At 47.6% G+C, this 15,008-nt stretch carries 16 protein-coding genes and 1 pseudogene; 7 read left to right on the forward strand and 10 right to left on the reverse strand.

Features of this window, described 5'->3' with window-relative positions:
- The 3 genes and pseudogenes from J2S00_RS15230 to J2S00_RS15240 all read left to right on the forward strand — a co-directional run.
- Window positions 1–287, forward strand: a pseudogene (locus tag J2S00_RS15230) (ISLre2 family transposase); the annotation flags it as partial.
- Between the two features lie 173 nt (window positions 288–460).
- Entirely contained in the window at window positions 461–964 is a 504-nt protein-coding gene (locus J2S00_RS15235) for a PH domain-containing protein (RefSeq protein WP_307341677.1), read from the forward strand.
- Complete coding sequence (locus J2S00_RS15240) at window positions 957–2,438, forward strand: PH domain-containing protein (RefSeq protein ID WP_307341680.1); 1,482 nt, start codon at window positions 957–959, stop codon at window positions 2,436–2,438. Before J2S00_RS15235 ends, J2S00_RS15240 begins: the two co-directional genes overlap by 8 nt.
- Window positions 2,439–2,519: 81 nt before the next feature.
- Here the strand turns inward: J2S00_RS15240 and J2S00_RS15245 are convergent, their stop codons facing one another.
- The gene (locus J2S00_RS15245; RefSeq protein WP_307341683.1) at window positions 2,520–3,668 is read right to left on the reverse strand and encodes a M23 family metallopeptidase; all 1,149 of its coding nucleotides are present in this window, start codon (window positions 3,666–3,668) and stop codon (window positions 2,520–2,522) included.
- 129 nt (window positions 3,669–3,797) lie between these two features.
- Window positions 3,798–4,673, reverse strand: a complete 876-nt coding sequence (locus J2S00_RS15250; RefSeq protein ID WP_307341687.1) for a glycosyltransferase family 4 protein — start codon at window positions 4,671–4,673, stop codon at window positions 3,798–3,800.
- Window positions 4,674–4,949: 276 nt separating this feature from the next.
- Here J2S00_RS15250 and J2S00_RS15255 point away from each other — a divergent pair, with 276 nt between their 5' ends.
- Window positions 4,950–5,480: a phosphatase PAP2 family protein gene (locus tag J2S00_RS15255; RefSeq protein ID WP_307341690.1), complete on the forward strand. Its 531-nt coding sequence runs from the start codon at window positions 4,950–4,952 to the stop codon at window positions 5,478–5,480.
- A 143-nt stretch (window positions 5,481–5,623) separates the two neighbouring features.
- Here the strand turns inward: J2S00_RS15255 and J2S00_RS15260 are convergent, their stop codons facing one another.
- Genes J2S00_RS15260 through J2S00_RS15270 form a run of 3 tightly spaced genes read right to left on the reverse strand, consistent with a single transcriptional unit; the run spans window position 5,624 to window position 9,798 of the window.
- Complete coding sequence (locus J2S00_RS15260) at window positions 5,624–6,070, reverse strand: YlbF/YmcA family competence regulator (RefSeq protein WP_307341693.1); 447 nt, start codon at window positions 6,068–6,070, stop codon at window positions 5,624–5,626.
- Between the two features lie 42 nt (window positions 6,071–6,112).
- Complete coding sequence (locus J2S00_RS15265) at window positions 6,113–8,089, reverse strand: hypothetical protein (RefSeq protein WP_307341696.1); 1,977 nt, start codon at window positions 8,087–8,089, stop codon at window positions 6,113–6,115.
- Window positions 8,086–9,798, reverse strand: a complete 1,713-nt coding sequence (locus J2S00_RS15270; RefSeq protein WP_307341698.1) for a DNA repair helicase XPB — start codon at window positions 9,796–9,798, stop codon at window positions 8,086–8,088. The genes J2S00_RS15265 and J2S00_RS15270 overlap by 4 nt, the downstream gene beginning before the upstream one ends.
- A gap of 71 nt (window positions 9,799–9,869) precedes the next feature.
- On the opposite strand from J2S00_RS15270, the gene J2S00_RS15275 reads away from it, so the two are divergent.
- Window positions 9,870–10,196, forward strand: coding sequence for a protease complex subunit PrcB family protein (locus J2S00_RS15275; RefSeq protein ID WP_307341701.1), 327 nt, complete (start codon window positions 9,870–9,872; stop codon window positions 10,194–10,196).
- Between the two features lie 89 nt (window positions 10,197–10,285).
- Here J2S00_RS15275 and J2S00_RS15280 read toward each other — a convergent pair whose 3' ends face one another.
- A complete protein-coding gene (locus J2S00_RS15280) occupies window positions 10,286–10,954 on the reverse strand; it encodes a S1C family serine protease (RefSeq protein WP_307341704.1) in 669 nt (222 codons plus the stop codon).
- A 15-nt stretch (window positions 10,955–10,969) separates the two neighbouring features.
- A complete protein-coding gene (locus tag J2S00_RS15285; RefSeq protein WP_307341705.1) occupies window positions 10,970–11,437 on the reverse strand; it encodes a hypothetical protein in 468 nt (155 codons plus the stop codon).
- Between the two features lie 119 nt (window positions 11,438–11,556).
- Here J2S00_RS15285 and J2S00_RS15290 point away from each other — a divergent pair, with 119 nt between their 5' ends.
- Entirely contained in the window at window positions 11,557–12,282 is a 726-nt protein-coding gene (locus J2S00_RS15290; protein WP_307341709.1) for a glycerophosphodiester phosphodiesterase family protein, read from the forward strand.
- Window positions 12,283–12,322: 40 nt separating this feature from the next.
- On the opposite strand, the gene J2S00_RS15295 is transcribed toward J2S00_RS15290, so the two are convergent.
- The 3 genes from J2S00_RS15295 to J2S00_RS15305 form a co-directional block, all read right to left on the reverse strand.
- Entirely contained in the window at window positions 12,323–13,471 is a 1,149-nt protein-coding gene (locus J2S00_RS15295) for a CAP domain-containing protein (protein WP_307341711.1), read from the reverse strand.
- The gene (locus tag J2S00_RS15300; protein WP_307341714.1) at window positions 13,468–13,845 is read right to left on the reverse strand and encodes a YhjD family protein; all 378 of its coding nucleotides are present in this window, start codon (window positions 13,843–13,845) and stop codon (window positions 13,468–13,470) included. The genes J2S00_RS15295 and J2S00_RS15300 overlap by 4 nt, the downstream gene beginning before the upstream one ends.
- 152 nt (window positions 13,846–13,997) lie before the next feature.
- On the reverse strand, window positions 13,998–14,456 hold the full coding sequence (locus tag J2S00_RS15305) for a CBS domain-containing protein (RefSeq protein WP_307341718.1): 459 nt from the start codon (window positions 14,454–14,456) through the stop codon (window positions 13,998–14,000).
- Between the two features lie 151 nt (window positions 14,457–14,607).
- On the opposite strand from J2S00_RS15305, the gene J2S00_RS15310 reads away from it, so the two are divergent.
- On the forward strand, window positions 14,608–14,991 hold the full coding sequence (locus J2S00_RS15310; RefSeq protein ID WP_307341720.1) for a YugN family protein: 384 nt from the start codon (window positions 14,608–14,610) through the stop codon (window positions 14,989–14,991).
- Window positions 14,992–15,008: the final 17 nt, after the last annotated feature.

The following is a 15,008-nucleotide window of genomic DNA, read 5'->3' on the forward strand; positions in this document are numbered from 1 at the left end:
TGAGCGTATTTGCCAAACGGCTCAAAAACGGCCGGAGTTGGGTTGAAAAAGGTGTGAGTGCCATGATCACTGGACTGGTGGCATATCTGGACAACCTGACTTTGAAAACCCTGTTTGGCCGTATAGAGAAATGGGCCGAAACTAAAGAAGACCAGCACTCACCGAAATATTATCTGGAAAAGATAACAAGTGTGATTGGAGAGGCTACACGGAATAATATCCCCTATCTCAGGGGAAAGAGCCATTTGCCAGTATACTTCGCTTTAAACGGTTTAAGAGGTTTTTAAAAATCGACTATGTTACGCTAATGAGAAACCCTCAGTTTATGAATCCGCTTACAAATTTAAGGGTGAAAAATCTTGCCCACAAATACTTGACTCAGACCGAACTGCCACAAGAGTTGATAAACAAGGGCGTTAGCCTCTATAATGTGAAGGTAAGCTGTCTTGGAGGATGAACGATGAGACCGGAACCAACCCAACGGATAGATAAGAAAGCCTTGACCGTATGGCGCATCAGCGGCAGCCTGATTGCCGCCCTGTATTGGATAGCAGTCCTTATCTATTATGTGCTTTATGCCTATCTCAGTCTCCCACCACAGTTTTCCTGGCTCTTAGCACCTTGGTTATTGTGGATATTGCTCTTAACAGCCGCTGTGATGAGCATTGTACATATTGGAATAGTTCCCGCGGTGCGCTGGAAACGCTGGAGGTATGAAGTGAACGAGTATGAAATCGATTTGAAGCATGGCGTGCTGGTGGTCAAGCGGACGCTGATTCCCATGATCAGAGTGCAGCATGTGGACACCAAACAAGGTCCCCTTTTGCGCTTTTTCGGCCTGTCCAGTGTCACCATCAACACCGCCGGGGGCTGGCATGAAATCCCCGCTTTGCAAGACTCAGTGGCCGATGCATTGCGGGACAGAATATCTGTCCTGGCCCGGGAGGCGAAAGAAGATGTCTGACCCCTGCCGCCTCCACCCTGTCACGATCATTTTCCAAACATTGCGTCTGGTCAAAGAATTGTTTTTCATGCTCATTTTTGTGTTTATCAGCTTGGTCAGCACCGGGGTGAGTCACAAGTTCCTTTTGTTAGTGATCACCTTGACCGGGGTTGCCATCATGCTGATCATTGCCGGATCCGTTCTTTATTGGTGGCGGTTCATCTATTACGTTAAAGACGGAGAGTTACGGATTGAATATGGCATACTGATTCGCAAACGGCGTTATATTCCAACAGAACGCATTCAATCCATTAATTTGACTGCTGGCATTATTCACCGCTTGTTGGGACTGACGAAAGTGGAGATTGATACAGCAACCAGCAGCGAGCATGCAGAAGCAACCTTGGCTGCTGTAGAGTTGTCAGAGGCCAAAAAACTGCAAGCGTTATTATCTGCTGGCCAACCGGAAACAGATACGGGCCATCAACATACAAGTACAGCAGATTTCTCCAGACCGGAAAGCGGTGTTCACTATCATCTGCCTGTCAAGGATTTGCTTATTGCTGCGTCTACTTCAGGCAGCTTCGGCGTCCTGTTTTCCATTTTACTTGCTGTCATCTCGCCAATAGATAAATTATTTCCGTCCCTCAACTTGTTTGATCTGTTGACTGACTTTGTACAATCCAACCTCACACTTATCTTGTATCTGGTTCCGCTGATCGCTTTGGTCTCCTGGCTGGCAGCCATTATCTATACCGCTGTGAAGTATGCCAATTTCACATTGGTGCGCAGGGATACGGATGTGTATGTCTCCTATGGTTTGTTAGAAAGAAGGGAGTTTACAATCCCACTCAGGAGAATTCAGGCCATCCGGATAACCGAAAATCCCTTGCGCCAGTTGTTTGGCCTGACAACAGTGTATATTGAATGTGCCGGATACGGTAAAGAGTATGGGGGATCACGGATGCTGTATCCCTTACTCCGCCGCCGTGATCTTGAGTCTTTTTTACAAGCGGTTGCACCCCATGACTGGGAGCTGGACACCCATAGGCCTGGCCAGCTTGGCATCCGACCCGTGCCGAGCCGGGCGTTGTTCCGCTATCAGTTGCGCTTGTGTCTGCCTGTTTTTTTGGTGGTGATCCCGGCTGTCATTTGGCTGCCTTACGGCTTTCTTGCTTTGCTTATCCTGGGGTTAGCCTCTATGCTTGCTTACTGGCAATATAAAGATGCCGGGTGGATTACATCGGGACCTCTCTTGGTGCTTCGCTCCCGGTTTTTATCCAAGGTCACGATGTTGATCCCCCAGCGGTGTGTTCAGTCAGCCCACGTAAACCGCTCTTTTTTCCAGCGGCGAAGAAAGCTCGCTTCGATCGGTGTGCGTGTTCTATCCGGCTTCGATGGGGCATTTTTCTCTGTCAGAGATGTAGATGCGCCAGATGGAGAAGCACTGCTGGACTGGTGCAAGCCAAAAAGAGCTTCATCTGAAGATCACTAAGCATAATACGTTTTCCTGTACAACTCATTCCTTGTAAAAAAACAATGAACAGCCCTCCGGACAACAGAAGGCTGTTTATTTTTAATCTCCAGCATCCGGCAGCTGTTTGGGCTCGTCTTGAAAAATATGCTCCAAAACATAACGCACCTCATCTAAATGATCTAAGTGCTTCCAAAACAACTCTCCATAAATGAGTAAATCTGCATGGAGATGAAGGCCGCCATACTCATCCCCTTTTACAGCAAAGCTGGTGCCGGAGTTACCCACGTAGCCCAGCACATCACCCCGCTTTACTTCCTTGCCTACTTCAATACCCTCCTCAACAGCGGACAAATGGACATAGCGGATCATTACCCCATGATCATATTGCACCCAGACGGAACGGCCTCTTAGCTTGTCCAATATATAGGTGGGGGTGTCGCTCAACTGAGCCGCCCAGGACAAATAGCTTTCCCGCTCCTCCAAGTCCATTTCCACATAGTCATTGTCAGCCCGCACGACAATGCCATCGGCCACTGATAAGACCGGCGTGTCCAAACCAATGTCAATACCTGTCACTCCTGCATACCAGTCGATCCCTTCATGATAACCGTTCCGGTAAGGCCGGGGAGCACCTGGAAGATGGGATTCCCTGGTACTGATCTGGGCCCCAGGAATGGGATTGGACAAAAAGGACAGGTAGTTGATCAGATCATCTGCTGATAAGGCCTTGAGATCAGAAGTGGTTTGACCGTGCTGACTGAAGGTAGCTATTGCTTCATCATCCAGCCATAACTGCACCTTCTCATCCGTTTCCAGGAGCTCATATTCTGCCTCCAAAGCTTGTGTCAGAAACGCCGCAGGCAAAAGCACATCCTCATCGGTAAACAATGGTTCAAGTTCATAAGGCAGATACAACCCATTCCGCTCCACCACAGTAACTTCTTTGATTAGGAAAAAGGGAACGCCAAGGATATCAAGCTCCACCGTTCCGTTCAGATCATCCACTTCAATGGAGCCTTGGGTGATCTCTGCCAGCTGGCGGGCTGAAATCCACCACTCTCCGTCACGGAGTTCTGCATCTAACGTCAATGCTTCGCCCCTCTGATGTTCTACCTGTTCTTCCTGCAATTTACGCTCAATTTGCTCAACCGCCTGCTGTTCTGAGCCAGGAGACTGTGCACACCCGGCCAGAGCAAGCATGATGACAATAAATGTCGCTGTCCGTAAACGTTTCTGTATTGTAAACAAAGGGTCTCCATCCTTTTTATCAGATTGATTCTATTATCGATCTATTACTTCCTATTATAAAGGATGGTGTCAGGAAAAACAAAACACCTCTGGTCCTAATTGGGTTACCTTTTGTTACAGCGATCACCTTTATGCTGATGCCTGATGGTTTCTCTCACTTACCTCTTGGGAACTTTCTACCAAACGCTGAAAGACTTCAGTCCAGGAATGTTGGAGTGCTAACAGCCGAGAATTGCGTCCCAGTTGAAGGCGAAGCCCATGTTCGGTTACCAACTTAAGCAGCGCATGTCTGAAAGCACGGACATCACGGGGCGGACATAGGTAACCGTTCTGCCCTTCTTGAACTAAGTGCTTCACCCCTCCCCCATTGGCCCCGATAACCGGTAATCCTGATGCCATCGCCTCCAAAACGACATTGCCAAAGGTTTCGGTCGGAGAAGGGAATAAAAACAGATCGCTCGACGCATATAGTTGAGCCAATTCCCTTCCTTGTTTGAAGCCGGCCAGGGTGATGTGTGGGGAATTAACCTGACATAAATCGGAATAAAGCGGCCCATCTCCCACGATGATCAGTTGAGTTTGCTTTATAACCGGTTTCGGAAGGCTAAGAAAACTGTGAATGGCGGTCGGCACATCTTTTTCCGGAGCAAGCCGTCCAACATATAAAGCCAGAATACGTTTGCCTTGGCCATATTGGTGACGGATGTCAGGGCTATAATGAGCGGGAGAAAAGAAATAATGGTCGACACCCCGCGGCCATATTTCCAGATTGTTGTGGACTCTGTGGTGAAGTAACTTTTCTTTTGTGCTTTGCGAGGGAACATATACTTTTTTGGCTGGCCGGTGAAACCAGCGCATGTAATGCCAAATCCACTTTTCCATAAAGGACAGGTTATAATAACGCAGATACTCATCAAAATGGGTGTGATAGGAGGCAACCAGAGGGATCCCATGTTTGCGGGCATATTGCACACCAAATAATCCGACATTGAAAGGAGTTGCCACGTGAATTAAGGAGGTTCCAAATAAGCGGTTAACTGTCCCAAGGTTCTGGCCACACCATTGATTTCAGGCGCATAAGTGTCGGAAAAAATGGCCACTCTCATACAACTTCCCCCTTCAACATAACATAACTCTGTTTTAATCCAACTGTATCATAACAGTGTTAATTAACCGTTAAGATGAGGTTAAAAAATGAGGCTTTAGTTTTAACATGAGCTTAAAACTGGCTTAACAAAGTTTAGATAAAATGTAGTTAGAAAACTGGAAGGAGGAACGCCGATGGACCGCATGAAGATGTGGTTGGCTGATCAGGATGTGAAATGGTTTGGCTTTGTTAATCAGCGGCTTCATTGTCAACTCTTGGATATTTTACTTCCTCGTATAACCCACTTGGGGGGTGCTACTGCAACCCTGACCGGGCTGGGACTTACCATGATATTATGCTCTGACCCTATCCGCCTGTGGGCGGTTCAAGCCCTTATCGCACTAATTATCAGTCATGTTGCCGTCCAAGTGATCAAGAAAATTGTTCCCCGGCAACGCCCCTATCTGATATTGCCTGGCACCCGCCTTTGTCCTCATCCGCTCAAGGATTACTCCTTTCCTTCCGGCCACTTCACCGCCAGCTTTTCCATCGCCAGTGTCTTTGCCCTGCATTCCATTGTACTTGCTTTTCTGGTTGTTCCCCTCGCTGTGGCCATTGCCTTCTCTCGCATGTATTTGGGACTTCATTATCCAACGGATTGCCTCGCCGGCGCCGTGCTGGGCACGGTGACAGCCTGCTGTGTCGTGTGGATATCCGGCTTCTAAAAGAATAGAACTTTAAGGCTCATGCCCTCTGCGATTAAAAAAACCCTTCGGAAAAAAGTAGACAGCCTTTCAAACCAGAAGGGCTGCTTGGACCCCGGTGAAAACAAACAACCACCCCAGAATGGAGTAGCTGTCTTTTAGTTTTAATGGTTGCCGCAGCTGCCGCAACCACCACTGCATCCCCCGCCGCCGCATCCCAGCTGGTCGAAGAAAGGATTGCCGGTGGGGACCTTAATTGTATCGGAAACCGCATAAGCAATTTTCTCACTGATTTCAATCAAAATCGCTTCAAGTTTTCGTTCCGCCTTCTTAAAGTTGGCCACACTTTCATTTAAGTCCAGCTCACGCTTTAATTGGCGCATTTCCTTTTTGATGCGGTCATAATCTGGATGAAAGCGCCCAAAACGCTCCACCTCTTCATATTGTTCCTTCTTCTGAACAAAACGCTTAATTAATTTTTGCGCTTCCTCATCTTGTTGCAAGCGTTGCTTGCAGATGCGGTAATGCTTCACTTCTTCGGAGCGGAGAATCAGTTGAGTCAGACGGTCAGTCTCCTCAAGGATTTCCGCCAAGTCAAGTGAGGCTATCATGAGGATCAACACCTCCGTCATACTATTGTAACACGTTTTGATTTAAACGGGAAACAACAGTTGGAGGCGGTTTAGCTGGTTGAGTTTATAATATTTTCCTTCCTGGTCATAGACCACCCATTCTCCCTGCTCCGTACGGCAATCAACAGCTTCAATCGTCACCACTCTGCCCTGGTTATCCTCTATTTTTAACTTTAATTGATGGGTGACAGCCTGCTGCACCATGTCCCGTTTGGTTGAGGCATGATAAGAGGTGAAATGTTTTTTCCAGGTATCTGGCAGCTGGTTCCAGGCCGGAATGGCATCAGTATAATCAGGAAAAACATTTTCCACTTTCAGCTGCTGCTGTTTATCCCTGGGAAAGTTAATCAGTTGAGGCTCAAGGGGTTTGAGCGTTTCTCGCCCGTCATGCCCCTTATCGGTGCTGAGCTGAATCCCCTTTTTGTGCAGGATCTGGGCAATCTCAGGCAGGCTGCCTCCCTTGGCCAGCAACAGATGCGGCGTAACAGCCCTAAGGGTAAATGATTGTAACTCAGGCATCTGCAAAATGGCCCGGGCCAGTTCCTGCTCATGAATTTCCAGTACGGTCATTTCCTGCAGGCTCACTTGATTATGCTGTTTCTGCCACAATTTAAGTGACGCTTTAAACGTCTCAGGCACCGGTGTGCTGCTGTTCTGTTCAAACCAGCCCAGCCACTCTGTTAATGATCGCTGTACGCTAGCCATACGCTGTACATAAGCCTGATCCAAACTTAAAACCAGCATCTCCTGCCAGGAATCTAGGGCCAAAATCTCAGTCAGCCGCCACAGATCACGGAAAGGAACCACCTGGGGCACAAGTACCTCCATGGGGGGTTGTATCCACCATGGACACAGATTTTCATCATGGAGGTGGTAACGCCATACCTTTTCACCTTGAGGTGTTTCGGCGTAGTCAACCAACCCTAATCCTGCCAGCGGTAAGATCACTTCCTGCTCCAGACGGGTGACGATCTCTCCTGCGGGCGGCAAGGCGTAGTGTCTTTCCCACACTTCAACCGGAGAAAGCAGGTACACCCATTCGGACTGGCCATCTTTTTGTTGATTGAGCAACCGGGCCATATCAACCATATAACGCTGCAACCAGGGAGATGAGGGAACGTAATGGCTAAACCAATACTGTAAAAACTGCTCACTCATCTTTTGACGGGAATAGCTCATCCACTGTTCGGCCTGCTCCAGATCCAGCACCGCCCCCTGTTCATACCAGCGAATGAGCTTCTCTCTGGTCATGAAATCGAGCAACAGAGCAATATCTTTGGAATATGTTTCCCTGTTGCTGACAGTCAACGGACATTCCTCCAGATTCTTCTCACGGTCGGGCAGTCTGTCCTGCCAGGTACGCAAGATCCGCTTATGAATACTTCTACGTTTGGTTAAGGGAAGAGAGGTGTTTTTCACTTGGCGCCACTCATACATGAGCCAGAACAGGTCTACCAAAACCGAAGGATGAGCGGAGTAGAGGTTGGTCACCGATTCCTGGCAAACTTCCCAAGCTCTAGTTTGATTAACTTTAAGATATGTTTCATACAGGCTGTATCTGATATCCACCGGCATGTAGTAGGCCACCTCTCCCCATTGGCGGCGCAAGGTATAGATAACCCCTTTTCTTATCAACCCCGTTAAACCCAGACGAAATAAGTTGGGTTTTAACACATCCTGTTCCTCTTCCACTTGACGATATGTTAAAAAGTCGTCCCCGATGTGAAACAGAAAGTGATGCACCACCTCCTGCTCATAATGGGAAAGGGAGCGATACAACATGTGGATGGCTTGACCGTCAGACAAGAGAGCAGCCAGCTGTCTGCGCAAACACTCCTCTTCAGCTCCGTGCTGCTCCTCTTTTATGTTAGTGGAACCCGCCAGCTCTTGCACTATGTTTGCTGTTTCTACCGGTGGTGTTAATCCTTTCCATTCGCCCAGGATGTTTTTAATCATCGAACCGGAAAGCGTAGCGATCAAATCCCAAGCCTGTTTCATATCCGTACCCCTTTCCGCTCACAGTCAACCACTTCATAGTGATAACCCTGTTCCACCAAAAATAGCTGGCGCTTCAGCGCATAATCCTGGTCCTTGGTATCTTTGGTGACAATATGGTAAAAATAAGCTTTGTTCTCTCCTGGTTTGGGGCGCAAAATACGGCCCAGCCTTTGAGCTTCCTCCTGCCTTGATCCATAAGTGCCGGACACTTGAATGGCCACGGTGGCATCGGGGAGATCAATGGCAAAGTTAGCCACTTTGGATACGGCCAGAACACGAATCTCTCCCTGCCGGAAGCGTTCATAAAGGCGGTCCCTTTCTTCCTGCTTCATCTTTCCTGTAATCACTGGTACATTAAGCAAGGTGCCCAATTCTTCCAGCTGGCGGACATATTGGCCGATAATCAGCACCTGGTCATCCCGGTGCTTGTCCAACACTTCTTGAACAACGGCCACTTTGTTCGGATTCTCCTGGGCGATGCGCATTTTGTGCCGCTCTGGGGCCAAGTGATAGGCCTCTTTTAAAAATGGATCCAGACCGACCCTTATTTCGGTACAAGTGGCCTGGGCAATATGCCCCTCTTGTTCAAGATATTTCCAGGGCAAATCATAGCGTTTGGGTCCAATCAGACTGAACACATCTTCTTCCCGTCCATCTTCTCGCACTAACGTAGCTGTCAGTCCCAGACGGCGGGTAGATTGAAGCTCTGCCGTGACCCGGAATACAGGGGCTGGCAACAGGTGCACTTCATCATAGATAATTAAGCCCCACCGCCTGTACCTGAAGAGATGCAAATGACCAAAGGACTCGGTTTGGGCTGGACGGTAGGTGAGCATGTGATAAGTGGTTACCGTCACCGGTTTTAGCTCTTTAACCTGCGACGTATACTCTCCCACTTCATTTTCCGTCAGTGTGGTTTTTTCTAATATTTCCCTTTTCCATTGCCTGACAGAGGTTGCATTGTTCGTCATTATAAGGGTGGCACATTGCTGCCTGACCAGAGCCGCAATGCCGATCACCGTCTTTCCAGCTCCGCAAGGAAGCACCAATACGCCTTGACCGCCATAAGCTGAATCAGCACCAAAAAAAGCGTTCACCGCCTCGCGCTGGTAATCCCGTAATCGAAACGGCGTACCGTCAGGCAAACAGGAAACGAAGGAGCAGGGCAGAGGTTCTCCGTCATCATAACCTGCTTCGTCTTTGACAGGGTGGCCAAGGCGGATGCACTGTTGTTTAAGCTCTCCCCTCTTGTCAGGTCTGGCAACCACTCCCCACTTCCGTTCATTGCTCCATACCACTGGTCTGGGCTCACCAAGGAAACAGGATGATAATGACGGATAATCAACGACCGCCAACAATTCTTCAACTTTGTCAGCCATTAAATATAAATGACCAGCATGGGAGACAAGAATCAGCCGTCCATACTTGGCCATATCTTCCCGGATAGATTGTTTTAGATCAGTGGTTAAGGGGAACTTAGCATAATCTTGCAAAAAAGCAATAATAGCTTCTGCCCGTTGGCCCTGGGCAGCAGCATGCCACAAGGATAAAGATGTGATGCGATAGGTATGTATATAATCTGGGCTCTTGATTAATTCACTAAACAGATGCAGCTTTTGACGCACTTCTTCAAATTGGGGATGGTTAACTTCCACATAGATGGTACGGTCAGGTTGTATCACAAGTGGCCGGTCAGCAAGATAGTTCATTGTTTTCACCTTTCTATCGATTGCAACATAACGTTTTCTTTTATATAGTTTAAACGAAAGGAGAGAGGGATATGAACCTTTCAGCCGCTGATTTTCCACACTGGATTGAAGAAAAACTTGAAGAGATCCGCAAAACAGGAGGCGTACTTACCGTTTCGGACGACACACATACCTACATCCTGCTGGCCACAGGAGAGCGGCCTACAGGCGGATACAGCATTAAAGTGGTCGATGCCGAAGAGAGGGAGAAAAACGGGAAAGCCTATATACTGATCAAAGCTAAAGAGATCAGGCCGGCTCCGGATGACTTCGTAATCCAGGTGATTACTTACCCCACTGCCGTCTACCGCCTGCCCAAAACAGATCTTCCGGTTAAAGTAGAATGGGTCAGGTCTTAAACCCCGTTAGTACCAAAAGACCCCGGTCATGATATGCCGGGGTTTTTTTCTAACACCTTCCTAATCTAAGATTTAATCTGAGATCTTAATTATCCAGAATCTGAGGATATTGTCTTGGGAAGGTATTTCTGGATCAGCGGCAGGAACGTTCTGGTAGGGATAGCAAAGCCCATACTTTGGTGAGATTGAATAATGATGGCGTTCATTCCGATCACCTGGCCTTTGGTATTGAACAAGGGCCCGCCGCTGTTCCCAGGATTTAAGGTGGCATCGGTTTGTAACATGCCTTCATATTCGTTATTGGCCGTAGATACTGTCCGCTCCTTCCCACTTAATATGCCCATCGTTAATGTATGTTCAAAGCCAAAGGGATTGCCAATGGCAAAAACACGTTCGCCAACATGGGCATCTTTACAAAAGGTGACCGTAGGCAACTTTTTGGAGGGGTTGATTTTGAGCACAGCCACATCCTTGTCTTGCTGGGCCCAAACCAGCTTGGCCTGATAAAGTTCCGGGCGTTTTCCCCATTTGACTTTTGCTGCCCTTATCCCGGCCACCACGTGATAGCAGGTTAAAATATATCCTTTGGGATGAATAATCATGCCGCTTCCGTAACTAACTTTGCGTTCCTCCCGTTCAGGGAAAAAAAAGTAGGGAGATAAGAGTAAGTCCTCTCTTTCAGGACCGGCTTTCATGCCTTCGATGGAGACAATACGATGCTTTAGTTTACGATATAAATCGGCTATCCGGCTACTCATGTTGGCAACGACTCCTTATCGAATAGTCGGCCTTCCCGTTGTCCAGCCCCCATGATAATCAGGTCGTGTCACCCCGCTCTGAATGGGAGCACGAGGATAGGAATAATATTGGGACCGGTCAGTCCCTGGATGAGGACGGGGATAGGGATGGGTCACAGGGGCGTGAGTACCGGTTCCACCATGCAATTGCCTGAGCAGCACATTGACCTGCTCTACCACTTGATTGACCTCAGCCAGTTTATGTGCAAATTTGTTTAAATCTATCTGCCGGGCTAAGCGGGTAAGATGATTAAATAAAATGATATCCGGGGAGATCACACCAGTGTGGTTAATGGGAGAGCCTGCTTTTCTTTTCTTCGTTCGGTTACGCTGCCCCTGCTGCTCTTTTACTCTCGTGTGGTGCATAAGGCGTGCGTCCCGGTTTCCGCTTCTGTTTGACACATGCTGCCGGGCCGGGTTGACCCACTTCTTTTGGTTAGCCATGATGCGCACTCCTTACTGGTATATGCTTGTTAACTAGTATCATCTTATGGAACACCATGCAGATATGTTCCATAAACTACTCATGGGTGTAAACACATCATAGAGAGGAATCCGCATCCATGATCATTATCGCGCACAGAGGCTCATCCCAGCTTGCACCGGAAAATACATTACCTGCGATCAAACAAGCCGTAAGAGATCAGATTGAAGCCATTGAAATTGACGTGCAAATGACAAAAGACAGTCAGGTTATTGTCTTCCACGATGAATGGTTAGGCCGCACCACTAATGGGAGCGGATTTGTTTATGATACGCCGTATGCCGAGATTCGCCGATTGGATGCTGGGGAGTGGTTTCATCCTCGCTTCAAAGGAACCCATGTTCCTCTGCTTGAAGAGGTGCTGCACCTGCTACAAGATCAGCCGGTTACCCTTCATATTGAACTCAAAAATCACTTAATTGATTACCCGGGATTGGAACAAAGCGTGATTGACTTGGTCCAGCGTTACCAGATGGACAACAAGGTCATTTTGTCCTCTTTCAGAGTCGATAGTCTGGAAACTTGCCTCTACATGGCACCTCACATTCGGCGCGGACTGTTATGTTGGGGAACACTGCTGCCCTTTTTTACCACTGATGAATGGCGCCAGCTCGACCTATATTCCGTTCATCCCCATGTCTCGTTAGTGGGAGAAAATCTGCGCCCCCTTCAGCAAGAAGGGTATTACATTTTCCCCTATGTCGTTGAACGGAAATCCCAACTAGCGCTGTGCCAACAATATGAGGTGGATGGACTGTTTACCAACTGCCCCCGCCGCATTAAAAAGCTTCTCAAGCAAAACTGACTTCCAATCGATAAAAACCTCGGACGATTTATTCCGAGGGTTATTGTTTGACAAAATTTTGCGTATAGTATTTATCCACCACACCCACTCCCAAATGCGTAAAGGCCGGTTCAACAATATTTTGCCGGTGACCGGGACTATTTAGCCAGCCATGATGAACATCAGCGGCATCCACATAGTTCCAGGCAATGTTTTCTCCTGCTTTGGCAAAGGTGACGCCTCCACGCTGAAGACGTTCTCCCAGGTCCCCATAATGGGGAGAGTAGTGGTCGAAATAGTTATTTTCCAGCATGTCCTGGCTGTGTCTCCGTGCGACATCCGCCACGCCATCATGCCAATCAAAAGGAGTCAATTTGATCATGGTGCGGGTGACGTTAACCATATCAAAAATTTGCCGCTCATTGGCTTGGTCGACGGCCTGCCGTTCCTGTTCATTTAAGGGAGAAGGTTCAGGCAGTGAACCAACATATTTCAGGGTATAGGGCCGGTGCAACAGGAGGGTCTCCAAATCCATCAAGCGTATACCAGCAATGCTTTCCCCTCCATGAAGATCTATATACAGCTGTACAGCGAAATCGTCTTCCAGATAAAGAGGCCTCTCCCGTATGTCATCTTCCGAGAGCACAAACGAATAATAGCCCCATTGATACGTAAACGTATATTCTTCCTGTTCTGACCAAGCTCCTGCCCACTCTTCTCTCTCCTGCCCCACACGCCAGTCTTTCCATTGCCAGCCGGGGGCATTGGTATAAACGGTATTCACCTGGTTATCTTTTATTCCTATCTGCACATATGCTTCCCAATCATGATTATAAATCCACCACTCATAACCATAAGCACTGGGATCAATGCGCTCTGGGTTACCCCATTTTTCCCTGACTTCAGCCGCTGTCATCCCCAAGGCCACATACAGTCCGGGATCAGAGATTGAATAAAAACCTGCCTCCGCGGTATGTTTCTCCGTTGTTTCCTTATTCTGCACAGATTCAACGGGAAGTGTTTCTTCCCGTTCTTCTGCCGGTATGCGTTGGGGCACTGAAAGGTAATGGTCCACCATTACTGCCGGGAGTTCACGAACCTTATTCCACTTTATCTGCCAGCTGTCAGACCACGTCTCCCATCCTACCAGCCACAGATGAATCAAACTGCCAACAATCAGGCCCAGCACAATACCCCGCCACAGCTTCATCTCTCTCCTCCTCTCTCTCCAGTCAGGTAACAAAACAGCAGCTTTTCACACTCCCCCCGCAGCACATCATTGGTATAGCGATGCTGATACAAGTATCCCCGAAATTTAGTGGTGACCAGCCGGAACGTCCTTTCCTGCTGTTCGGAAATAATGCATCCGCCCAACTGAGTGATTTGACGGCGCAGTTGATGTATATCTTTTTCCACCTGCTGATGAATCCTCTCTAATATCCGGCAGTACAAACGAGATAATTTTAATCTGGAGTGGTGCAGTTCCTTCACTTCCAACGGAATTACTTTTAACAGAATTTGCAAAACGGTATATTGCTTTAACAACTCCGTAAATAATTGATATTCTTTAGAATTAGTGATCATACCGTCAAACTCCGCTTCTGTTATTATTTTTACCCTTTTTTTACGTTACAAACATTATATACGAACATATGTTCTTTTTTCAAGCAAAAAATGAGTCTGCCAGGCAGACTCAAGTGTGCATTGTGCTAAGGGCAGGAGATAAGGGGACAAATTTAAGATTCGTATGTGGGAGAGTGGGTATCGGTTTCGCCCCGTCTTTCGGAGATCTCACTCAGGGCAACTTCTGCTTCATCATCATAATTATCACGGACAGCCAAATCACCCAACGCCACAATCCCTACCAACTTATTGCCCTCCACAACAGGCAAGCGGCGAATTTGGTGTCGGGACATCAGTTCAGCTGCTTCATCTACTGTGGTGTCAGGACTACAACAAATCACATCGGCGGTCATGATTTCTGTCACTTGGGTGGAATTGGGTTTCCGTTCGGCTACTCCACGAATAACAATATCCCGGTCCGTTATGACCCCCAGCAGCTGGTCATTGGAAACAACTGGAATAACCCCTACATCCCATGTTTTCATTTTAACAGCTGCTTCATAGATATTGTCTTCAGGAATACAACAGTTGACCTGACGGGTCATGATATCACTTACCGTTTGTTGGGCCATGTTATAACCTCCTTTTTTTCCTGCTAAAATCGGTTCAATATTAACCTGTCCAAAGTGAAAAAAATCATACATGAAAAAATTAAGCATTTGCATCTTCAAGCCATTCATACTATGATAAATAAAGATGAGACGGGATAAAGGAGGAATCGTTATGATCATTATGGATACAGGATTGGAAGGCAAGGAAATTGCCATCCGGGACCTGGACGTAGCTATGGAACATGTCGGTTTTGTACGCTGGGCCTGGGATTATAAACGAGCCACCTATGATTATAAATATGTGGATAGCAAAGATGGAAAAACATACTATATCCGTGTTCCCGCTGAAGTGGTGGAAGGGATTATTGAGGACAGCGGCCATGCTATTGTAAAGATCGGTGAACCTTACATCGGGGTCCATACCTTTCCCCATGGTGTCGCCTATGATCATGATTTCCCCAAACATGCCTTAAACCGGGCCAAGGAAAAGCTGGCCGAATTAAACAAGCTGCTTAAAGTCAAGGAAGAGAAAGAAGAAGAACATACTGCTCATTAACATGCGTCTAATCAAAA

The sequence above is a fragment of the Caldalkalibacillus uzonensis genome (genome assembly GCF_030814135.1).
Lineage (GTDB): Bacteria > Bacillota > Bacilli > Caldalkalibacillales > Caldalkalibacillaceae > Caldalkalibacillus > Caldalkalibacillus uzonensis.